Annotated in this window: 20 protein-coding genes, 1 tRNA gene and 2 pseudogenes; 11 read left to right on the forward strand and 12 right to left on the reverse strand. The window is 62.4% G+C overall.

Annotated features, from left to right (window positions below):
* Positions 1–79 precede the first annotated feature (79 nt).
* The gene (hemN, locus tag FQ705_RS30820; protein ID WP_144148280.1) at positions 80–1,465 is read right to left on the reverse strand and encodes an oxygen-independent coproporphyrinogen III oxidase; all 1,386 of its coding nucleotides are present in this window, start codon (positions 1,463–1,465) and stop codon (positions 80–82) included.
* A 223-nt stretch (positions 1,466–1,688) separates the two neighbouring features.
* Here hemN and FQ705_RS30825 point away from each other — a divergent pair, with 223 nt between their 5' ends.
* The 3 genes from FQ705_RS30825 (at position 1,689) to FQ705_RS30835 (ending at position 3,662) form a co-directional block, all read left to right on the forward strand.
* Positions 1,689–2,006: a YkgJ family cysteine cluster protein gene (locus FQ705_RS30825; protein WP_260854668.1), complete on the forward strand. Its 318-nt coding sequence runs from the start codon at positions 1,689–1,691 to the stop codon at positions 2,004–2,006.
* 145 nt (positions 2,007–2,151) lie between these two features.
* Complete coding sequence (locus FQ705_RS30830; protein ID WP_144148282.1) at positions 2,152–2,745, forward strand: DUF1439 domain-containing protein; 594 nt, start codon at positions 2,152–2,154, stop codon at positions 2,743–2,745.
* An 80-nt stretch (positions 2,746–2,825) separates the two neighbouring features.
* Entirely contained in the window at positions 2,826–3,662 is an 837-nt protein-coding gene (locus tag FQ705_RS30835) for an undecaprenyl-diphosphate phosphatase (protein ID WP_144148284.1), read from the forward strand.
* Positions 3,663–3,770: 108 nt separating this feature from the next.
* On the opposite strand, the gene trmB is transcribed toward FQ705_RS30835, so the two are convergent.
* Positions 3,771–4,556, reverse strand: coding sequence for a tRNA (guanosine(46)-N7)-methyltransferase TrmB (gene trmB / locus FQ705_RS30840; protein ID WP_144148286.1), 786 nt, complete (start codon positions 4,554–4,556; stop codon positions 3,771–3,773).
* A gap of 630 nt (positions 4,557–5,186) precedes the next feature.
* Here trmB and FQ705_RS30845 point away from each other — a divergent pair.
* Complete coding sequence (locus FQ705_RS30845; protein WP_260854672.1) at positions 5,187–6,590, forward strand: NAD(P)/FAD-dependent oxidoreductase; 1,404 nt, start codon at positions 5,187–5,189, stop codon at positions 6,588–6,590.
* A gap of 10 nt (positions 6,591–6,600) precedes the next feature.
* On the opposite strand, the gene FQ705_RS30850 is transcribed toward FQ705_RS30845, so the two are convergent.
* From FQ705_RS30850 to FQ705_RS30865, 4 genes are all read right to left on the reverse strand, one after another.
* A tRNA-Gly gene (locus FQ705_RS30850) sits at positions 6,601–6,674 on the reverse strand.
* Between the two features lie 84 nt (positions 6,675–6,758).
* Positions 6,759–7,322, reverse strand: coding sequence for a YggT family protein (locus tag FQ705_RS30855; protein WP_144148289.1), 564 nt, complete (start codon positions 7,320–7,322; stop codon positions 6,759–6,761).
* A 222-nt stretch (positions 7,323–7,544) separates the two neighbouring features.
* Positions 7,545–7,865, reverse strand: coding sequence for an EthD family reductase (locus FQ705_RS30860; RefSeq protein WP_144148291.1), 321 nt, complete (start codon positions 7,863–7,865; stop codon positions 7,545–7,547).
* A 77-nt stretch (positions 7,866–7,942) separates the two neighbouring features.
* Positions 7,943–8,878 (reverse strand): Rossmann-like and DUF2520 domain-containing protein, encoded by a 936-nt coding sequence (locus tag FQ705_RS30865; RefSeq protein WP_144148293.1) that lies wholly within the window; start codon positions 8,876–8,878, stop codon positions 7,943–7,945.
* 240 nt (positions 8,879–9,118) lie between these two features.
* Here FQ705_RS30865 and FQ705_RS34245 point away from each other — a divergent pair, with 240 nt between their 5' ends.
* From FQ705_RS34245 to FQ705_RS30875, 3 genes are all read left to right on the forward strand, one after another.
* Positions 9,119–9,280 carry a hypothetical protein gene (locus FQ705_RS34245; RefSeq protein ID WP_186308081.1) on the forward strand — a complete coding sequence of 54 codons (162 nt, stop codon included), beginning with the start codon at positions 9,119–9,121 and terminating at the stop codon, positions 9,278–9,280.
* A 383-nt stretch (positions 9,281–9,663) separates the two neighbouring features.
* Complete coding sequence (locus tag FQ705_RS30870; protein WP_144148295.1) at positions 9,664–9,975, forward strand: hypothetical protein; 312 nt, start codon at positions 9,664–9,666, stop codon at positions 9,973–9,975.
* A 254-nt stretch (positions 9,976–10,229) separates the two neighbouring features.
* A complete protein-coding gene (locus FQ705_RS30875; RefSeq protein WP_144148297.1) occupies positions 10,230–11,195 on the forward strand; it encodes a threo-3-hydroxy-L-aspartate ammonia-lyase in 966 nt (321 codons plus the stop codon).
* 59 nt (positions 11,196–11,254) lie between these two features.
* Here the strand turns inward: FQ705_RS30875 and FQ705_RS30880 are convergent, their stop codons facing one another.
* Both FQ705_RS30880 and FQ705_RS30885 read right to left on the reverse strand, forming a co-directional pair.
* The gene (locus FQ705_RS30880) at positions 11,255–11,932 is read right to left on the reverse strand and encodes a LysE family translocator (protein WP_144148299.1); all 678 of its coding nucleotides are present in this window, start codon (positions 11,930–11,932) and stop codon (positions 11,255–11,257) included.
* Positions 11,933–11,984: 52 nt separating this feature from the next.
* Positions 11,985–13,553, reverse strand: a complete 1,569-nt coding sequence (locus tag FQ705_RS30885; protein ID WP_144148300.1) for a UbiD family decarboxylase — start codon at positions 13,551–13,553, stop codon at positions 11,985–11,987.
* 607 nt (positions 13,554–14,160) lie between these two features.
* Here FQ705_RS30885 and FQ705_RS30890 point away from each other — a divergent pair.
* Positions 14,161–15,348 (forward strand): lytic transglycosylase domain-containing protein, encoded by a 1,188-nt coding sequence (locus FQ705_RS30890; protein WP_144148302.1) that lies wholly within the window; start codon positions 14,161–14,163, stop codon positions 15,346–15,348.
* A 104-nt stretch (positions 15,349–15,452) separates the two neighbouring features.
* Here FQ705_RS30890 and FQ705_RS30895 read toward each other — a convergent pair whose 3' ends face one another.
* The 4 genes from FQ705_RS30895 to ribBA all read right to left on the reverse strand — a co-directional run bounded on the left by FQ705_RS30895 (position 15,453) and on the right by ribBA (position 18,972).
* Positions 15,453–16,649: a pyridoxal phosphate-dependent aminotransferase gene (locus FQ705_RS30895; RefSeq protein ID WP_144148304.1), complete on the reverse strand. Its 1,197-nt coding sequence runs from the start codon at positions 16,647–16,649 to the stop codon at positions 15,453–15,455.
* Between the two features lie 202 nt (positions 16,650–16,851).
* Positions 16,852–17,286 (reverse strand): transcription antitermination factor NusB, encoded by a 435-nt coding sequence (nusB, locus tag FQ705_RS30900; protein WP_144148306.1) that lies wholly within the window; start codon positions 17,284–17,286, stop codon positions 16,852–16,854.
* Positions 17,283–17,789, reverse strand: a complete 507-nt coding sequence (gene ribH / locus FQ705_RS30905; protein ID WP_144148308.1) for a 6,7-dimethyl-8-ribityllumazine synthase — start codon at positions 17,787–17,789, stop codon at positions 17,283–17,285. The genes nusB and ribH overlap by 4 nt, the downstream gene beginning before the upstream one ends.
* 49 nt (positions 17,790–17,838) lie before the next feature.
* Positions 17,839–18,972 carry a bifunctional 3,4-dihydroxy-2-butanone-4-phosphate synthase/GTP cyclohydrolase II gene (ribBA, locus tag FQ705_RS30910; RefSeq protein WP_144148310.1) on the reverse strand — a complete coding sequence of 378 codons (1,134 nt, stop codon included), beginning with the start codon at positions 18,970–18,972 and terminating at the stop codon, positions 17,839–17,841.
* A 1,111-nt stretch (positions 18,973–20,083) separates the two neighbouring features.
* Here ribBA and FQ705_RS30915 point away from each other — a divergent pair.
* The 3 genes and pseudogenes from FQ705_RS30915 to FQ705_RS30925 all read left to right on the forward strand — a co-directional run.
* Positions 20,084–21,279: pseudogene (locus FQ705_RS30915) on the forward strand (IS3 family transposase).
* Positions 21,280–21,316: 37 nt separating this feature from the next.
* Positions 21,317–21,604, forward strand: coding sequence for a hypothetical protein (locus tag FQ705_RS30920; protein ID WP_144148312.1), 288 nt, complete (start codon positions 21,317–21,319; stop codon positions 21,602–21,604).
* Positions 21,605–21,607: 3 nt separating this feature from the next.
* Positions 21,608–21,781, forward strand: a pseudogene (locus FQ705_RS30925) (IS5/IS1182 family transposase); the annotation flags it as partial.

A 21,781-nucleotide genomic window follows, 5' to 3' on the forward strand; every position in this document is an offset into this window, starting at 1 on the left:
CGGCGCGCAGCGAAGACGCAGATTATGGCCGAAAATCGGACGACGGGCAAGCCACTTGCTTTCGATCGCGCCAAGACCGTCAAACCGTGCGGGAAAATCGCTCGAGTGTCTGCTGGCCGAGATAACGGTCGAACACGATCGCGATATTGCGCACGAGCATGCGTCCAGCGGTTCGCACTTCAAGCTTGTCGGGGCTGATCGTGACGAGCCCATCCAGTTCGAAGGCACGCAAGCGCTCCAACTCGGGCTCAAAGGTATTGGCGAAGCGAATCCCGTAAGCGGCTTCGAATTCATCGAAGCGCAATTCCAGGTTGCACATCAACTGCGTGATCACGTCGCGGCGCAAACGGTCGTCGGTGGTGAGGCGCACGCCGCGCGTGATCGCGAGGCGGCCTGCGCCGATTGCGGCGACGTAGCCGGCCAGGTCCTTGGCGTTTTGCGCGTACACGTCGCCGACCTTGCCGATCGACGACGCACCGAAGCCAATCAGATCGCACTCCGCGCGCGTGCTGTAGCCCTGGAAATTGCGATGCAGCGTGCGCTGTGCTTGCGCCCGGGCGAGTTCGTCGGTGGGCAGCGCGAAATGATCCATGCCGATGTAGACATAGCCCGCGCCGGTCAGCCGTTCGACCACCCGTTGCAGAATCGCGAGCCGCGTCTCGGTTGACGGCAACGCGGTCGGGTCCATCTGACGCTGCATCTTGAAGCGTTGCGGCATATGCGCATACGCGAACACGGAAAGACGGTCGGGTGCGAGTTCGAGCATCGTGTCGAGCGTGCGGCTGAAGCTTTCCACCGTCTGATGCGGCAGTCCGTAAATCAGATCGACGCCGATCGAGTGATAACCGGTGTCGCGCGCGGCCTGCATCACCGAGGCGGTCATGTCGAACGGCTGAACGCGGTTGATGGCCTGCTGCACCACCGGATCGAAATCCTGCACGCCGAGGCTGAGCCGGTTGAAGCCCAATTGACGCAGATGCGCGATGGTGTCGGGCGAGGCTTCGCGCGGATCGACTTCGATAGAATATTCGCTGTCGGCGTCGGCCAGTAAGGTGAAATGTTCGCGCGCGGCGGCCATCAATTCGGATAGCTCGTCATGCGACAGGAACGTGGGTGTGCCGCCGCCCAGATGCAATTGCGACACCGGGCGATGCGTGTCGAAGCAGGCCGCCTGCAAGGCCATCTCGCGCTTCATCTGGTCGAGGTAGGGGCGCGCATGAGCACGGTTTTTCGTGGCGACCTTGTTGCAGCCGCAATAGAAGCACACGGTGTCGCAAAACGGAATGTGGAAGTACAGCGAGAGGTCCGTCGTCGACGCGCCGGGATCGGCGGCGGCGCGCAGATAGTCAGCGGGATCGAAGTCGTCGCGGAACTGCAAGGCGGTGGGATAGGACGTATACCGGGGACCATTTGCGCTGTATTTGGCGAGCAGGTCTGGGCGGAACAGCACGGCGTCGGTGGTCATGAGGGCTCTTCTGGATGGACGGCCACCGAGGAAGAGGCGAGCGCCGGCGCAGTTGCGGGACCGGGTCGAACCGCGCGGTTATCCTCTTGAGCATGGCCTTTGGGATCCATTGAGTTTACGTGAGCGGTCCCCGCAAGGATTGCGTAAAAAGGTCGCACGGAATGCGGTGGCACAATGCGGGTCTGGTATTTCAGTTGCCCGTTGTCGAGTTCAGGAAAAAGTCGTGATCGATGTATCGAAGAGCGTTGTAAAGCGCGAGTCTCCGTTTCAGGTGGCCGGTCATGCGTGCCGCCCGGATTGCGGCGCGTGCTGTATTGCGCCGTCGATTTCAAGCCCCATTCCCGGCATGCCGAACGGCAAGCCGGCCGGCGTGCGCTGCGTACAACTCGGCGACGATCTGCGCTGCGCGATCTTCGGTCAGCCGGAGCGGCCGGCGTGCTGTTCCGGTCTGCAACCGCAGATGGAAATGTGCGGCGCGAACCGCGTCGAAGCGTTGGCGTGGTTGACACAGCTCGAGGCGCAAACCCAACCTCGACCTTAGCCCGCAGGCACTGCTGCTTCATCGCGTGTAGCAACGCTGTGCCGCGCGACGTGAGCGCCCGGCCATGCCGAGGCGAGCACGAGACGAGAGTGACGCGAGAACGCCGCGACCCGATGCCCGAACTGGTTTTCACAGGAGATTTCGCATGACTCGACCCGCTGCGCCGCCCCGGCGCCGCTTCCTGCTTGCCGCGCTGACAAGTTGTAGCGCGCTGGGCATCACCGTCTCGCTGGCGGCGTGCGCAACGCCGACTTTCCCGTTCATTCCCTCGCACTACACCTTCTCGCAGCAGCAGGTGCAGGGCGCGGTGCAGCGCAAATTCCCGTATCAACGCACGGTGTCGCAAGTGTTCGATGTCGCGTTGACCAACCCGGTAGTCGGCTTCCTGCCGGACGCGAACCGCGTTTCGATCAAGCTCGACGCGCGTTTCGCCAGTCCGTTCATGCCGCAACCGGTCGATGGGGTCTTCACGCTTTCGAGCGAACTGGCTTACGACGCGGCCAGTAAATCGGTCGTGCTCAAGTCGCCGAACGTCGACAACGTCAGTGTGAGCGGGCAGGCGCAGGCCTACACGCAGCAGATCAATGCTGCGGCAGCGGTGCTCGCCACGCAGTTGCTGACCAACTATCCGATCTACACCTTCAAGCCCGAACAATTGCAATTTGCCGGCGTGAATTACGAACCTGGTACAATCACAATCCTTACAAACGGCATACGCGTGCAAATCGTCGAAAAGTGACGCAGCGCGCGGCCGATAGGGCCGCGCGTCACCGTGCTGGCCTTGATCGTTCCGACCAATGACAGCGATGAGGGGCACGGATGGACTGGCTAATGGCTTGCAAGGCGCTGATTCTGGGCGTCGTCGAAGGATTGACGGAGTTTTTGCCGGTGTCGAGCACCGGGCATCTGATCGTCGCGGGCAGTCTGCTGAATTTCACTGACGAACACGCGAAAACCTTCGACGTCGTGATCCAGTTGGGCGCGATTCTGGCCGTATGCTGGGAATTCCGGCGCCGCATCGGCAACGTGGTGACGGGCCTGCCAAGCCGTCCGGATGCGCGCCGTTTCACCCTGAACGTGATCATCGCGACGATTCCCGCGATCGTTCTCGGGTTGCTGTTCGAAAAGGCGATCAAGGCGGCGCTGTTTTCGCCGGTGCCGGTCGCGTTCGCGCTCGTGGCGGGCGGCGTCGTGATCCTGTGGGCCGAAGCGCGGCAGCGCGCACGTGGCGAGCAGGCGGCGCGCGTGCAGAGCGTGGACGACCTGAGCCCGCTCGATGCGCTCAAAGTCGGCCTCGCGCAATGCTGTGCGCTGATTCCGGGCATGTCGCGCTCGGGCTCGACGATCATCGGTGGAATGCTGTTCGGGCTCGACCGGCGTGTCGCTACTGAGTTTTCCTTCTTTCTCGCGATTCCGATCATTTTCGGCGCGACGGCCTACGAGCTTTACAAAGGCTGGCACCTGCTTTCCGTCGATGCTCTCGGCAGCTTCCTGCTCGGCTTTATTGCTGCGTTCGTCAGCGCGTTTGCGTGTGTGCGCTGGCTGCTGCGATACATCGCGGCGCACGATTTCACGGCGTTCGCGTGGTATCGCATTGGCTTCGGGCTGTTGATCCTGCTGGTGGGTTACAGCGGCGCGTTGAGCTGGACGGATTGAGGTTTTCCTTCAGCTTCGTCGGGATCGTTCAGGCAACGAAAAAGGTCCGCCAATTCATATTGGCGGACCTTTTTCGTTAGCGATGCGCGAGTGCTCGCGGGCGCGCTGTTACGCCGCGCCGCGTTTGCGGAACACCAGATCCCACACGCCGTGTCCGAGCCGCAAGCCACGCCGCTCGAACTTCGTCACCGGACGATATTCCGGGCGCGGCGCGTAGCCGTCGGCGGTGTTTTCCAATGCGGGGTCGGCGCCTAGCACCTCGAGCATCTGCTCGGCGTAGTTCTGCCAGTCGGTCGCGCAATGCAGATACGCGCCCGGCTTCAGGCGCGAGACCAGCAGCGCGACGAACTTGGGCTGGATCAGCCGGCGTTTATGGTGGCGCGCCTTGTGCCACGGGTCCGGGAAGAAGATGTGGACGCCGTCGAGGCTGTCCGGCGCGATCATCTGTTCGAGCACTTCGACCGCGTCGTGCTGAATGATGCGGATGTTCGACAGATTCTGCTCGCCCATCAGCTTCAGCAAGGCGCCGACGCCGGGTTCGTGGACTTCCACGCCGAGGAAGTCGTCGTCCGGACGATGCGAGGCGATTTCCGCCGTGGTCGCACCCATTCCGAAGCCGATTTCCAGCACACGCGGCGCCTCGCGGCCAAAGACGTCGCCCCAGTTGGGTTGCTGCGGCGTGTAAGGCACCACGAAGCGCGGCCCGAGTTCATCCATGGCGCGTCGTTGACCCGTCGACACGCGGCCGGCACGCGTGACAAAGCTGCGGATGCGGCGCAGATGCAGTGCTTCTTCTTGCGGCGCGTCGCGGGAGGCGGTGGGGTCGGCGGCTTCGCTGGCAGGAGGCGTCGGGAGTTCGTCCGGCAGGCCGGCGTCGTTTGGATCGTGGGTCATGGTCGATGCTGCTACAAGGGTGAGGGCTGCGCCGCCGCAAGGTGGGCAGCCGGGTGCGTCCGATTGCGCGCGTGCGGATGGACTAACGCACACGCGGTGTCACGCCGGCACACCGCCACTACAAAAAAGCCGCCTTCAGGGAGGCGGCTCGTGCTGGATTCTGCTGGAGGCTCAAGCAGTGGGTGGAGCGGGCGTTGCAAGAGCGCGTAAGGTAGCACAACCCGAAAGGGTGCGTCCAGACGGCGCATGGTTTGATGTCGACGGCAAGATTACATTTGCTTAACGACGTTTGCGGTTCTTGAGACTCCATGGTGCGGCAGGCCCCCGGCGATTGATTCGGCCAGTCGGGCGGCTGGAATGCACGGTCGGACCGGCATGTCGGATAGGTGGTCAGGACGGCGGGAATCTTTGCGCGGCAAGGCCGCGAAACCCTTTCGCTCCGGCTTCCCCCGTTGCTTCCAGATCGTCGGATCTGGTGGACCAAGGAGTGTCGACATGACGTTAAACAGGCGCGAATTCCTGCTCAAAGCGGCCGCGTTATCGGGCGCGGGTGCGCTCTTCATGATGCCGCCTGATCTGCGCGCGCTCGCTTCAACCGGGGCGGCCGGCACGACGGGGCGCGCCGGCGGGATGGCACGGCCGGTCATCCTGCCGGATGCACGCAAGGTGGACAGCCGGCTCGGCATCGACAGTTGCATCTGGAACTGGCGCAGTGACGCAGACCCCAATGGCGCCAGGCCGGCCAACTACTACGAAGCATCGCTGTCCGAGTGGCCGTCCTTCGCCAGCTTGCCGGGCGATCTGACGTGCGATGTCGTGGTTGTCGGCGGAGGACTGTTGGGGGCGTCGACTGCACTGCATCTTGCCGAGGCTGGCGTGGACGTGGTGCTGGTCGAGAAGGACAACCTCGGCTCGGCCGCGTCAGGCCGCAATGGCGGTCAAATGACGCCCGGTCTCGCGCGCTGGAAGGCGTCCGCCGTTGCCGAGAGCCTTCCTCCGGATGAAGCAAAGCGGCTGTGGCGTTTTGTTTCGGTCGAAGCGATGGAACTTGTCGACCAGATCGCAGCGCGATATGACCTCGATTGCGATCGTAAGCGCGGTCACGTGACCGCGGCCATTCTCTCTGCCCATATGGGCGCGCTGGTCGCGGATGCCGATGCGCGCCGTGCGCTCGGTGATGGCAATGTGAGCATCGTCGGGCCGAACGAACTGCAAGAGTACGTGCGATCGGACAACTATCGCGGTGGCGCAATCGATGCGATTGGCGGCCAGATTCATCCGCTTGCGTTACTGCGCGGCCTTGCTTTCGGACTGGTCGAACTTGGCGGCCGCGTGTACGAGGGCACGGAGGTGATGTCGGTTAAAGAAGCCGTCGACACTACCGTGGTGACCACGCCGTTTGGCCGGATCAAAGCGCGTCGGGCGGTCGTGCTGGCGGTTCATGCCTCTACCTTCAGATTTGTTCCGGGTCACTCCACGACGCTGCCGTTCTTCACCTATGTCGGCGTGACACCGCCGCTGCCAACGGACTTGCGCGACCTGATGCCTGCCGATTTGCCGGTCTACGACACCCAGTTGCAGATCGACTACTATCGCGCGGTGCGCAACAACCGGTTGCTGTTTGGCGGCGAAGGCACGGGCAGCTCCTGGTCTGTCAAGGAGGTCAACCGGTATCTGCGCAAGCGGATCAACGCGGTGTTCCCGCAACTGGCCAATCCGGAGCTCGAATACGCGTGGGGCGGCGTCTGCGATATGACATTGCACGGGGCGGCGGACTGTCGCCGCAGCGGCGGCAAAGTCCCCGTTTATATGGTGCATGGCTGGAGCGGTCACGGCGTAGCGCAGACAGTGCGCATCGGCAAGGCGATCAGCGACGATGTGACCGGCCGCAATGACGATTTTGGCATGCTCACGCACATCGATCACGCGGAATTGCCGCTGGGCCGACATCTTGCGCCGGTCGCGATACCGCTGATGAAGAGCGCCCTGGGGGTGATGAGCGTGTTGAAGCCGGGGAGCTTGATCTCGTTCTGAGATGATTGACTGGAGCGGGCGATGGGAATCGAACCCACGGCTCTAGCTTGGGAAGCTAGGGTATTACCATTATACGACGCCCGCAGAGCGCATGATTTTACTCGGGAAAGGGCGGTTAGCGCAAATAGCGGCGCTGTCCGCCCAGTCCGGATAACGGCTAAACGGCCGTCAAATCACGAAATAAGTCAGCTGAACGGCCGCGCGCGTCACCACCATCAGCAGGACCTGCACGATCACGAACAGCAGAATCGGCGAAAGGTCGATGCCGCCCAGTTGCGGCACCACGCGGCGCAGCGGATTCAGAAACGGGGCGGTCAACTGATACAGAATCGGCATGGCCGGCGAGCGCGGATTGAGCCACGACAGCAGCGCCATCAGGATCGTCATCCAGATAATCAGATTCAGCGCCCACTTGATGAGCGTGAGCACCGCGACGATCAGCAGCGTCGGCACCAGCGTGAGCGGATCGGCGCCGGTCAGCACTACCATCAGCACCACGTACACGATCGCCGCAAGCAGCGCCGCGACGAGACTTGCCCAGTCGATATTGCGCGTGCTCGGCAGGATGCGCCGCAGCGGCAGCACGATCCAGTTGGTGGCTTGCAGCACGGCGTTGGTCACCGGGTTGTACGGCGGCATGCGCACGACTTGCAGCCATGCGCGCAGCAGCAGCGCCGCGCCGAAGAGCGTGAAGATCGTATTGAGCAGAAAACGGGCGATATCGCCAAACATCTCGTGTCCTTATCCTGGTGGCAGCCGTCGAGCGGCCGCGGGGCCGGCGCGATTCTATAGACGCGCCAGCGGTTCATTCACTCGCCCTGCGCGGCCTGGCGCAGGAGAGCAGAGCACACATCGCCTGGAGCGCTTGCGCGCTTTGGCGGCTGCGCGGCGAGGGGTGTCGGTTGCGGCCGTCACTGAATGAGACGCCGCTTCGCGAACCTCGTCCGCTCGGCATCACACGGAAATCTTGATCTCGCTGATCAGAAACGTGCCGTTGCCGCCGTCGGTGTAGTTGGGGATGTCGGCGGTCAATTGCTCCGAAGCCGATTTGAAGACTTTATAGAAGTCCTCCATGCCATCGAACAGGAAGTGCCCGGCGGCGACGTACGGCGGCGGCGTTCCCGGCGGCCCGGCATTGATGCCGACGTCCACGGACCAGCCTTTCAGCGACGGTCCGAACAGCTTCGCCGCGAGCGGCATATGCGTGACGCAGTAATAGTCCACGTCGAAGTGGCCGTTTTCCCGATACGGATAGAGGATGCTGACCTTGATCATTGTGTGTTCTCGTCTGTTGGTCCCGAAGCGCGGCACTGGCGGATTGCGCGCGGCGCCGGACGTCACATTATCACGGCTTACTTGACGCTTGCACCTGCTGCGGCCTGATTCAGCGACCGGCTGAGCGAATCTTCCACGGCCGCCGAGATCGCGTCGATTGCGGCGGGCGGATTCGCGCGGCGTTCAGCCAGCTCGACGGCACGCCGCGACAACAAGCCGTAAAGCGCGGCATGGTCGCCGCCGAGGCTCTCGAGCAGCGCCAACTGTTTTTGCACCACGCCGGTGTCGCCGCGCGACACGGGGCCGGCGAGCGCGTTGGGCAGGCCCTTGTCGCGGGCGGTTTCGATCGTGCCGGCCAGCATGGGCAGCAGGGCGCGCAAGGCGTCGTCCTCCGCGAAACCGAGCGTGCGCCACAGCGCGACGCACTCGGCGAGACTGCACAGCGCAAAGCTGGCGGCATAGTGCGCGGCGGCGTGATAGAGCATCCGGCCGCCCGGCGGGATCGTCAAAGGATGGCAACGCAGCGCGACGGCCAGGGCAGTCAGCGCTTCTTTCAACGCGCCCTCGGCCTCGATCGTCACCGAGCAGCCGGCGATGCGCTCGCTATCTGCGAGCTCGCCGCTAAACAGGTACAGTGGATGAAACCCGCCGATCGACGCGCCTTGAGCGCGCGCCGGCGCCAGCAGTTCGACTGGTGAAGCGCCGCTGCAGTGAACCAGCGCCTTGCCGGGTGCGCCAGCAGCGGCGGCGTCGAACCGCAGAGTGTGCGCTGACGAACCGATGCTGTCGTCGGGAACGGCTAAAAAGACGATATCGGCGGCGTCGACCACCTGTTGTGGGGTGTCGAACGCCGTGCAATGCTCGATTTGACTGGCCAGCCGGACGGCGGAGTTCGCCGAGCGGCTCGCCACCGCCGTGACCGGGTAGGCGGCGCGTGAAAAGCTCAGCGCGAGACAACGCGCGAGCCGGCCCGCACCGATAAAGCCGAGGCGTGGCAGGGAGGACTGGGACATGGGTGCCTGCTCCAGGCGGAACATTTGAACGGGAAGGTTGAAGTATCGCGCATCCATCGCGCCCTCGGCGTTGAGGCGTAGACCTTCCCTGATCAGTTTGCGCACGATATGGCGCGTAGGGCCGGTCATCCGGCGGCGCGTGCCCTGCGGGCTCGAAAACTGCTCACAATTTCTCTATGAGCCGGTTTGGCAGTTGTTGTCTGGGTATTTCGTCTCGCAGTCCGATTCGGGAGGTACACGATGAATATTTTTTCTTACCGAAAGCACTTGCGGTTCCTGACGCACGCACAGCGCCGTCGCTGGTGGGACCAGAAGAAGCGCCTGAAACCGCGTGTGCGGATCAGTGGTGCCTACGTTCCACCCAGTGTGTCCCGCGAATTTGCCTATGTGAAGGTCGGTTGATCTAACGGTCCTCGCAGGTAAGGAAATGCCCGGTCTCTTTGGCCGGGCATTTTTCATTGGAGCGTCCGTTTGATCTTGGGGTATCGCGTCAGGATTGAAGCGAATTTGTAATCAAACATTACTAAAACGCGAACGCTCGCGTGCGTCATGCCGCGATTGCGTAAGTTGCCGGGGCTTTTCAGGCGCGTAATCCCTGAGTTTTCAGCACATTGCGTGTCGGCCATTCGGCGCGGCGCGCCATTCGAAATTTCGCTCTATTGCAGCCAATTGCAATTTGCAACAAATGCCCACAGTTATGAACGTCCTTTTTCGATACATTGAATTCATGGCATGCAAGGCATGCGAAGTCGGCGACCTAAGTGGGCCGCGCCAGGAGAATAAAAGTGAAAAAGATCGTTCCGTTTGTCGTTGCCGCCGCGCTCGGCGTGGGGCTTGCCACTAGTGCAGAGGCGCACGTGTCTGTCGGTATCGGCATTGGGGTGCCGATTGCACCGGCATATCCGGTCTACGCCGCGCCTCCGCCGGTGTATTACGCGCCGCCGCCTCCGCCGGTTGTCTATGCTCCGCCGCCGGCAGTCGTAGTGGGCGGTTATTACGGCGGCTATGGCCGTCCTTATTATCATCACGGCTATTACCGCGGGTATTACGGGCATGGCTATTATGGCCACGGCGGCCGCGGTTACTACGGCCGCTAATTCGCGGCTGACAATGGACATTTCGATTGACGGCGTAACTCCGGCTTGATTGGCGGGTTACGCCGTTTTTGTTTGTCGGACGCGCATGGATGAATGAAGCGCCGTCTGCTGTTCGTACAAAAAACGGTGAGCTCGATCCGGCCGGGGCTGCGCCACGGTGTTCCGTGCGCGCGGTCAGCGCCTGGCCGTCGTTCCAAAGCGCGAGCGAAGCTGGGAGAATGGTGGTTTGTCCATCGCTCTGGAGAGTTTCGCCGATGCAAGCGCTTCCCGCTCCCACTTTCGACGACGTACTCGACGCCGCAGCGCGTCTCGAGGGCGTCGCTCACCGCACTCCCGTGCTGAGCTCGAGCACGTTCAACGAGCGTACCGGCGCGTCGGTGTTTTTCAAGTGTGAAAACTTCCAGCGCATGGGCGCATTCAAGTTTCGCGGTGCCTATAACGCGATTTCGCACTTCGACGCGGCGCAACGCAAAGCCGGTGTGCTGACATACTCGTCGGGCAACCATGCGCAAGCGATTGCGTTGTCGGCGCGCCTCGCCGGCATCCACGCGACCATCATCATGCCGCACGACGCACCCGCGGCCAAAGTCGCGGCGACCAAAGGCTACGGCGGCGAAGTGATCACGTATGACCGCTACACCGAGAATCGCGAAGAGATCGGCCGGCGGCTCGCTGACGAGCGCGGCATGACGCTGATTCCGCCGTACGACCATCCGCATGTGATCGCGGGGCAGGGCACGGCGGTGAAAGAGTTGATCGACGAAACCGGTCCGCTCGACATGCTGTTCGTGTGTCTGGGCGGCGGCGGATTGATCGGCGGCAGCGCTTTGTCGGCGGCGGCCCTGAGTCCCGCCTGCACGGTCATCGGGATCGAGCCGCAAGCGGGCAACGACGGCCAGCAGTCGCTCGCGCGCGGCGAGATCGTGCATATCGAGACACCGCGTACGATCGCCGATGGCGCTGCTTCCACGCACCTCGGCGACTACACGTTCGCGATCATTCGCCAACTGGTGGCGCGCATCGAAACCGTTACCGACGAACAATTGATCGAAACGATGCGCTTTTTCGCGCAGCGCATGAAGATCGTGGTCGAGCCGACCGGTTGCCTCGCCGCAGCCGCGGTGCTCAACGGTATCGTGCCGGTGAAGGGCAAGCGCGTCGGCGTGGTGGTGAGCGGCGGCAACGTCGATCTGGAAAAGCTCGCGCAGTATCTCGCCTGATACGGTCTGCGCGCGTCGGCAGCAATAAGAACGGCTCGCTTAAGCGAGCCGTTTTCATATCAGCTCACCGCCTGCGCGGTTTGCACGATCAGATCCCGATATCCGTTGACGATCACGCTATACGAGAAGTACGCGAACAGCAGCGCCGACAACACGTGGCAGGCACGTAGCAAACCGGTGCCGGCGCGTTTGCGTCCGTGACTGCCGAGGCCGCAGATGAAGATCGTCCAGCACAGGCCGCCGAGAAAAAAGCCGCCGAGGAAGACGGGCGCGGTCGTCGCACTGGTGGCACCGGCCTTCGCAATCAGCGCACCGCCGACGGCCGCGAACCACAGAATCGCCGAGGGCGACGACACGGCCAGCAGCACGCCGCGCAAAAACCCACGCCACGCCGACAGATGCCGCGCATTGGCCTCCGCTTCGCCGGCCACCGCGGGTGCCGACGCAGGGAACATGGCTTCTCGCGCCATCTTCCACGTGAGGAACAGCAGAATGGCCGCGCCACCGATCCACACCACCCAGCGCACCGATTCGAATTGCAGCAGCGCGGCCATACCCGCGAGCGCAAGTGCCGCGTAGATCAGGTCGCCGACACACGAACCCAGGCCCAGCCAGAACCCCGGCTTGAATCCATGCGAAAGCGTCAGCGAAATGATCGCGACGTTCACGAGACCAATATCCAGACACAGCGACAACGACAGAAAAAATCCATCCGACATCATTGAAAAAGCATGCATCCCTGCAACGGCTCCATCAGTTTTGTTATTCAGACCTGGTGTACGTGGTGCCTTACAGACCCAACTCGTTCCACATGGAGTCAATGCGTTGTTTGACCGCCTTGTCCATCACGATCGGCTGGCCCCATTCGCGATCGGTTTCGCCGGGCCATTTGTTGGTTGCGTCGAGTCCCATCTTGGAGCCGAGTCCGGCCACCGGCGAGGCGAAATCGAGGTAGTCGATCGGCGTGCGATCGACCAGCACGGTGTCGCGCGCGGGATCGATGCGCGTGGTGATCGCCCAGATCACCTCTTTCCAGTCGCGAATGTTCACGTCTTCATCCACCACGACGATGAATTTCGTGTACATGAACTGCCGCAGGAAACTCCACACGCCGAACATCACGCGTTTGGCGTGGCCCGGATAGCTCTTCTTCATCTGCACGATGGCCATGCGGTAGCTGCAGCCTTCGGGTGGCAGATAGAAGTCGGTGATTTCGGTGAACTGCTTCTGTAACAGCGGCACGAACACTTCGTTGAGCGCGACGCCGAGCACGGCGGGCTCGTCGGGCGGTTTGCCGGTGTACGTGGAGTGGTAGATCGCGTCGCGCCGCATCGTGATGCGTTCGACCGTGAAGACGGGGAACCACTCCTGCTCGTTGTAGTAGCCGGTATGGTCGCCGTACGGACCTTCCAGCGCGTGTTCATAGGCCGCGGACGCGCCTCTGACGGGGCGCGGCGGCGCGCCTGCCGGAGCAGGCGAGGGCGTGCCTTCCTGCGGATAGATGAAGCCTTCGAGCACGATTTCCGCGCGCGCCGGCACCTGCAAGCCGTCGACGCCCGGCGTGATGCACTTCGCGAGTTCAGTGCGGCCGCCACGCAGCAGGCCGGCGAACTGGTATTCCGAGAGCGTGTCGGGCACCGGCGTGACCGCGCCGAGAATCGTGGCCGGATCGGCACCGAGCACGACGGCGACCGGATATGGTTTGCCCGGATTCTGCAGCGCGAATTCGCGGAAATCGAGCGCGCCGCCGCGATGCGCGAGCCATCGCATGATGAGTTTGTTACGTCCGATCAATTGCTGGCGATATATACCTAAATTTTGTCGGCTCTTATTCGGGCCTTTCGTGACGGTCAGGCCCCATGTGATCAAGGGCCCGGCGTCGCCCGGCCAGCAGGTCTGAATCGGCAGCCTCGCGAGGTCGACATCGTTGCCCTCCCAGACGATTTCCTGGCAGGGCGGCGAGCTCACTGTTTTGGGCGCCATGTCCCACACTGCCTTCGCGAGCGTGAGCAGTTTGCCTGCGTCTTTCAAGCCCTTGGGTGGCTCCGGCTCCTTCAATGCAGAGAGCAGGCGACCGACGTCACGCAGCGACTCGAGCGCTGCCCCGTCGCCGTCACCAGCTTGCGCCTCGACGCCCATGCCGAGCGCGACCCGCCGCGGCGTGCCGAACAGGTTCCCGAGCACCGGGAACGCGTGCTGCTGCTTGCTCTCGAACAACAAGGCCGGTCCGCCCGCGCGCAACACGCGATCGCATACTTCGGTCATTTCCAGGACAGGCGAGACGTTTTGTGAGATGCGGCGCAGTTCACCCATCGTCTCGAGACGGCCGACGAAATCGCGTAGGTCTTTGTATTTCATCTGGTGCGGTTCGGTGCCGCGCGAGCGGCGAAAAAGGGGGGCGGCGCCGAGCCGGGCGGCACCAAAAAGATTGTCGATTTTACCTGCGTTGGATGGCGTACGTAGATCAGCCGAACGGCCAGCGCTAGAGGATGCATTTGAGATAGCTCAAGAAGCGCGTGGCGCGCGGTTCTTAACGGACTGAACACCGTTCATTATTACAATTAGTTATACTTTTGCGATTCTATAGTGTTGACGATCTATAAAACCCTGCATAGAATCCGTCCACATTGGTTGCAGGGCGTGAACCTTTTTACCACTGCCCCCGGTCCCTTTAGACGCAACGCGTCACCGTTTACCGAACCCCTGCACGGTATTCGACGGTCTTACCGAAGTCCCTACCAGCGCCTACCGACGCTGGTTTTTCGCGTGGGAGCCACCGCCCGCATGTTTTTTTGGCATGCCGTGGCCGTATTTCAGGATGGCTCCCCACAGACGGTTTTTGCCGTTTCCCGACGTCGCTGCTGCCCTTACCAGACAGAGCACGCGATGTCTTGACTCTGCGAATGTGCTGTATCGCCAGGTTTTGCCGGCGGAGTTCGCGGATCATGCAACATGGGAGATCTGAATGAACGCCTGGTTATCGTGGCGTCCCGATGAGCGTATTGCGCAGTTTGTGCGTGGTGTGCTGCGTCGCGGGACGCGAATGAGTCATCATCTGTTTAGTATTGTCGGTGGAATCGCCGTGGTGCTGGCAGTCGTACTGTGGCTGATGCCGGCCCTGCGCGGCACGCTGGCGGCGCGGTTGATGCCGGTCATTTCGGCCGCCGTACAAGCGGGCCCGGCCCGACTGCTGCAGGGCAATCCGCTGCCGTCCTTCGGACCGCCCGCAAGCTCGCCGTCCGACGACTCGCTGTCGGTCAGTACCAGCAGTACCAACACCAACGCCACAGAAAGCGCGACCACCGGTAGCGCTGGCGTGTCGGCGACCAACACCAGCTTCGACGGTGCCTTCGACGGCTCCGGCTCCACTGGGATGGGCATCGCGGCCCTCAACGGCCTCGACCCGCGCACCATGCAAAGCGTCAGCGCGCTGGCACGTCTGATTCCGGCCCAGCGCGTCTCGGCCGATGCGCGCGACGATCGCGTGCTGGTTTCGACCCGCGAGCAGGATCTGGTGGCGTCATACCTCGCCCGCCGTTATCGCGTCGCACAGGAGCCCGTTGGCGAGCTCGTGAAGGCTGCGTTCGACACCGGCCGCGAAGTCGGCCTCGATCCGTTGCTGCTGCTGTCGGTGATGGCGATCGAGTCGGGTTTCAATCCGTACGCCGAGAGCGGCGTGGGCGCACAAGGCCTGATGCAGGTCATGTCCAAGGTTCACTCGGACAAATTCCAGTACTTCGGCGGTGAGAGCGCCGCGCTGGAACCGGTCGCGAACATCAAGGTGGGCGCACTGGTGCTGAAGGATTGCATCGCACGCGGCGGTTCGCTGCCGGGTGGCTTGCGGCTTTACGTTGGCTCGAGCACGCCGGACGACGGTGGCTACGGCGCCAAGGTGATGGCCGAGCGTGGCCGTCTGCGCGACGTGGCGCGTGGCCGCAAGGTGCCGATCAACGCACCGCAGGCACCGGTTCTGACGGCGTCGACCAATACGGCGGCGGCAAGTGCGTCCAGCAACGGCAAGCGCGTGCAGATGACGCTCGACGGCGGTCATCCGCTGAGCGCGGCGCCGGTCAAGGCGTCGGGCTCCGAACAGGACGACGCCAGTTCCAACGCGACCAAGCATGTGGCGTCGGCTTCGGAATTGGGCGCTTGAGTTCGTTGGCGCCGTAGTTTCTGCGGTGGTGTGGCGAGACCAGCCGCAACCAGGCGTAAAAAAGGACACCCTCGGGTGTCCTTTTTTACGTCTGCGGTGCTCGTTCAACCTCGTCCAAAAAGCCGCGCCAGTCGCTCGACCGCTTCTTCGAGCTTCGGATAGGCAGTCGCGTACGAGAGGCGAATGTATTCCTTAGGCGCATGCGTGCCGAAGTCCATACCCGGCACCAGTACGACGCCCGCGTCATGGAGCATCGCCTTGGTGAGCGCGGCGCTGTCGCCGGCTGCCGGATGGGCGACCGAGCGGCAATCCGCGTACACATAGAATGCGCCGTCGGGCATCACCGGTACCGAGAAGCCGAGCGACTCCAGCGCGGGCGCGATGAAGTCGCGGCGGCGTTTGAACTCCAGACGCCGGGCTTCGTAGATCGCGATCGTGTCCGGTTCGAAGCAGGCGAGGGCGGCATGCTGAGCCAGCGCCGACGCGCAGATGAAGAGGTTCTGCGCGAGCTTCTCGAACGCGCCGACCATGGCGGGCGGCACCACGAGCCAGCCCAAACGCCAGCCGGTCATGTTGAAGTACTTCGAGAAGCTGTTGACGGTGATCACGTCGTCGCCGAACGAGAGCGCCGAGACGGGCTTCGCGTCGTAGCTCAGCCCCTGGTAGATTTCGTCGACGATGGTAAAGCCGCCACGCGAGCGCACTGCTTTGACGATGCGTTCGAGCTCGGCCGGCTCGATCGACGTGCCGGTCGGGTTCGACGGCGAGGCCAGCAGCACGCCGCGCGTGCGCTCGTTCCACAGGCGTTCGACATCGGCGACGGTCAGCTGGAAGCGCTCGGCGGGGCCACTCGGCACCATCACCGGTTTGCCTTCGGCGGCGATCACGAAATGCCGGTTGCACGGGTAGCACGGATCGGGCATCAGGACTTCGTCGTCGCGATCGACCAGCGCCGCACAAGCAAGCAGCAGGGCGGCGGAAGCGCCGGCGGTGACGACGATTCGCGCCGGATCGACGCTGACGCCATAGAACTCGGCGTAATGCGCCGAGATCGCTTCACGCAGCGCGTGCAGGCCCAATGCGCTGGTGTATTGCGTGACGCCGCGGCGCAGCGCGCTCGCGGCGGCCTCGATGACCGGCTCGGGTGCGGTGAAATCGGGCTCGCCGATTCCCATATGAATGATGTCGCGTCCGTCGCGCTCGAGGAGCGCGGCCTCCTTGGCCAATTCCATCACGTAAAAAGGCTGGATGGCGTCGACGCGGGCAGCGAGCCGCACCAAGGGTTCGGTCACGGAGTTCATACAATCAAATCCAGTTCAGAAGCAAAAGCACAAAGGCCAGAGTGCAGAAACAAAGCGGGACGCCTGCTTCGCGCGATCCTGCATGCGCGACACAAGCGTCCACCAACGGTGCGATGACACGCAATACTCGAAGCTAATGACGCGCGGCGCACAGCGCGGTCGCGCCTGCCGGCACGCCACACCAGCGCGACGCGCCTGACGCTCAGGACTTGCGCGCCGCCTGCGTTTCGGCCGCGCGCAATTGCGCCGACAGCTTGTCCAGCACGCCGTTCACGTACTTGTAGCCGTCCGCACCGCCAAACGTCTTGGCCAGCTCGACCGCTTCGTTGATGACCACGCGATACGGAATGTCGACGTGATTCTTCAACTCGAACGCGGCCACCAGCAACACAGCGCGTTCGACCGGCGAAAGCTGCTCGATCGGTCGATCGAGACACGGTGCGATATCGGCGGACAACGCCTCCGAATCGCGGATCACGCCGTGCAGGATCGCGTCCAGATGTTCGTGGTCGGCCTTGTCGAAGCCTTGCGCGCCGCGCAATTGCGCGTCGATTTCACCGCCGGGCGAGCCCGACAGCAGCCACTGGTAAAGCCCCTGCGTGGCCAGTTCGCGGGAGCGTCGGCGTGCGCTCTTCATGCCTCTTCCTCTTCTTCGTCTTCTTCTTCGTCGTCGCCGCCGAGTTGTTCGAGCGCGACCGACAGGTTGGCCATTTCGACGGCCACGCGTGCTGCGTCACGGCCCTTTTCGGTCATGCGGGCGACGGCTTGTTCGTCGTTCTCCGTGGTAAGCACGGCGTTCGCGACCGGAATGCCGAAATCGAGGCCGACACGCGTGATGCCCGCGCCGCTTTCGTTCGACACCAGTTCGAAGTGATACGTCTCGCCGCGAACCACGGCGCCGAGTGCGATCAGCGCGTCGAATTGCGCGCTTTCCGCCAGCTTTTGCAGCGCCAGCGGAATTTCCAGTGCGCCCGGCACGGTGACGAGCAGCACGTCTTCGCCGGTCACGCCGAGGCGTTCGAGTTCTTCGATGCAGGAGTCCGCGAGGCCGTTGCAGACGGGTTCGTTAAAGCGCGCCTGGACGATGCCGATGCGCAGTCCGTCGCCGTCGAGATTCGGTTGGTATTGTCCGATTTCCATATGAATTCCGTAGTGTTTTGAGTGGGCGCTAAGCGCGTAAATGGTCGGATCAGCCTTGCGGAGCCTGTGCCTTGCCGCCCGGCATCGGCACGAAGCCTGTGACTTCGAGACCGTAGCCCGACATGCTGCCCAGCTTGCGCGGGTTCGACAGCACCTGCATCTTGCCGACACCGAGTTCACGCAAAATCTGCGCGCCGATGCCGTAGGTCTTGAAGTCGACCGGGCGTCGCTTGAGCGCCTCGGCTTTTTCCTTCGAGTCGAACGCCTTGAAGACGTCGATCAGATGGTCTTTCGAGTCGCCGCAGTTCAGCAGCACGATTACGCCGCAGTCGCGTGCGGCGATCTCTTTCATGGCTGCGTCCAGCGTCCACGAGTGGGTGGATTCGCCGACTTCGAGCAGATCCAGCACCGACAGCGGTTCGTGCACGCGCACCAGCGTGTCCTGATCCGTGCACGGCGTGCCGCGCACCAGCGCGATATGCGGCTGGCCGCTCGGCTGGTCGAGATACATGACCGCGCGGAACGCGCCGTGCGCCGTTTGCATGGTGCGCTCGCAAATCCGCTCGACGATCGACTCGGTACGGCTGCGATAGTGGATCAGATCCGCGATCGTGCCGATCTTCAGGCCGTGCTCGTCGGCGAACGTCAGCAGGTCGGGCAGGCGCGCCATCGTGCCGTCGTCGTTGATGACTTCGCAGATCACCGCAGCCGGCGTGAGGCCTGCCAGCGCGGTGAAGTCGCAACCCGCCTCGGTGTGGCCGGCGCGCACCAGCACGCCGCCCGGCTGGGCCATGATCGGGAACACGTGACCAGGCTGCACGATGTGATCGGCTTTAGCGTCCGGCGCGACCGCCGCGGCGATAGTGCGGGAGCGGTCGGCGGCCGAAATGCCGGTGGTCACGCCTTCGGCGGCTTCGATACTGACCGTGAACGCCGTGCCGTACTGCGTGCCGTTGCGGTAGGTCATGAGCGGCAGGTTCAGCAGCTTGCAGCGTTCCTGCGTGAGCGTCAGGCAGATCAGCCCACGGCCATAGCGGGCCATGAAATTGATCGCTTCCGGCGTGACGAATTCGGCGGCGATGACAAGGTCGCCCTCGTTTTCGCGGTCTTCTTCGTCGACGAGGATCACCATCCGGCCGGCTTTCAGTTCGGCGATGATCTCTTGAGTGGAGGCGAGCGTCATGGTGGCGAGATTTTCGGGAAAGCGCGTATTTTACGCCACGCGCGGTTCCAAGTCGCCTGCGCCGGACGGTATAGGCCATTTGGCCGACTGGTAATGGGTCGGCCGCCGTTGTTATGCTTGTCGAAACCTTGGCGCATGAGCCGACGCGCCGCTGCCGGGAGAGCCAGGGCCCTCGCTTATTTCAAGGTTGATTCGCGTCCTGCGAGGTCGACAGCATCCGCTCCACGTACCGCGCAATTATGTTGAGTCTGGCCGAAAAGCCTTGACCAGTATAGCGACGGCACTAAACGGTCCTCACTATACCGTCAGAAACACCGTCGCTTGCTGCGGGTTGATGCGAGACGTCTGTAGACAGTCGCGAAAGAAGGGGACTACCGTGTCTTATGAAGCGGCAGCGGTCAATGTCGATCCCGGACCGTCATTTCGCACATAGTCGCGCTGGCGGCAGCTTTCGAGTGCGGATTCAACCGATCAGTGAGCTTTTCTCGTTATGCGTTCTGCGCCCCTGATGGGTGTCCCATATGCGAAGCACGGCAATACATCAACTAATTCGGGTCCACGGAAGCCGACCTTGCGCCAAGGTTGGCGGCAAACTCTGCTGCGCAACGGTTAGTTAGCTGGCACTTGTTAACTGGTCTCCACGGTCCAGCAGGCGGCTCGCGGTCTAAGGTCGTGACCACCACATCGCCATAAGAACAGCTGCTTTTAACCCCGGGAAACGGAAGTTGTTCCCATTCCTTCGCGCGGCAATTGATTGCCCAGAGTTTGCCGAAATACGACGCATGGAGACAATGCAAGCGTTGCGGCTACGCAATTCGACTATCCGGGCGATGGCGGGTTAGACGATAACTTGTATGGGTAGTACGGTCGCGTTGTCTGCGACGATCACGAACGCCTTTCTATCAGCGATTACCATCACTCTTCTATTTTTGATCGGAGAAATATCGTTTTAACGCCTTTGACGACTTCCTTTGCTACTGATTTGCTGACTGGCGAGTTGTTGTGAACGGCGTCATTGCTGGAACGGCCCCGTCGAAAACCGGACACGAGGTAACGCCTAAAATTCAAGGTAGTCTTCCGCCTATGTTGAAGCCTAGATCCAATGTAGAACCTGTTTGAGGTTCTGATCCAGCCGGAACAGCGCCAGCGCCGCTCTGTCGAGGAGAAACTCGCGATCGTGCGTGAGACTTTCGACCCCTGAGCGAGCGTTTCCGGGGGCGCCCGTCGCCATCAGGTGAATGCGAACCAGGTATTCGCCTGGCGCAAGCGGTATCAGGATGGCAGCCTGTCAGCCGTGATTGCTGGCGAACAGGTGGTGCCAGCCTCCGACCTGGTCGAAGCGATGAAGCAGATTCGCGAACTCCAGCGGCTGCTGGGCAAGAAGACCATGGAAGTGGAAATTCTCCGCGAAGCAGTGGAGTACGGGCGGGCAAAAAAAGTGATTGCGCGCTCACCATTGCTGCCGTGGGACGACCGATGAAGACGGTCTGTGAAGTCCTGGGTGTGTCGCGCTCTAATCTTGCGGTCAAATCGAAGCGCCCCACCGAGTGGGTCGACCAGCGCAAGACGCCAGCCCCGGACGACATGCCACTGGTGACCGAGCTTCGGGGGCTGGTCGCCGAACTCCCCACCTACGGCTACCGGTGTGTGTGGGCGCTGCTGCGGCGAAGCCGGGACGCGCTGGCCCAACCTCGCGTTAGTGCAAAGCGGGTTTATCGGGTCATGCGTACCCACGGACTGCTACTCGAGCGCCGGCCTTGTCATGCCCAGTCCGCACGCCGGCACGACGGCAAGGTCGCGGTGGAGCGAAGCAATGCGACGACTTCGAATTCCGTTGTGACGATCGTGCGCCATTGCGCGTCGTCTTTGCATTGGACTGCTGCGACCGCGAGGCCATGAGCTGGGTGGCGAGCACGGGCGGCTACACCGGTGACATGGTGCGCGACGTGATGCTTCAGGCCGTCGAGAACCGCTTCCACTGAGCGCTGAAAACCGACAGTGAAATCGAGTGGCTTAGCGATAACGGTTCCTGCTACATTGCCGACGAGACGCTGACGTTCTCGCGGGCAATCGGCCTGAGGCCCGTCACGACACCCGTCAGAAGTCCGCAGAGCAACGGGATGGCCGAGAGCTTCGTCAAAACGATGAAGCGCGATTATGTCTCGTGGGATGCCCAAGCCTGATGCCAGAACGGCGCTGCAAAACCTGGCCATCGCGTTCGACCACTACAACGAATCGCATCATCACAGCGCTCTGAAATACCGCTCGCCACGCGAGTTTCGGCAGCAAGCAAATTCACTAACCTAAGCGTGACCGTGTGTCCGGTTAAGCAGGAGCAAGTCCAGTGACGTTGCCTGACGCATACGTGCCTTTCGATACTGCAAAGATTGATGTTTGGGACTGGTCACCGGTAGACATCAAAGAGGAAGCACAGGGCGCAACTCGGGAAGCTGACTTGATCCAGTACAAGGTCATTGAGGACCTGAAAGCCGCGACTCTGTACGACGTCATCTACGACGACGGGTTAGGTGAGTCCGCAGACGTCGTCGGTATCAAGGTGACGGAAGAGGACTCAGAGTGTGTGAAAACGCATGGATCGTCTAAACTGAATCAACGCACTGAGACCGGGTGACTCATGAAGCGATTCGTTGAAGGCGATGACCGCAAGCAGGTCGCACTACTCCCCGAATGCGTCGATGACTACATCGGACAGGACAACCCGGTCAGAGTCATAGACGCCTTCGTCGACGAACTTGATCTTGCAGAACTCGGTTTCGAAGGTACCGCACCGGCGATCACGGGTCGTCCG

Origin of the sequence: Paraburkholderia sp. BCC1884 (assembly GCF_900996225.1) — a bacterium.
Taxonomy (GTDB): Bacteria; Pseudomonadota; Gammaproteobacteria; order Burkholderiales; family Burkholderiaceae; genus Paraburkholderia.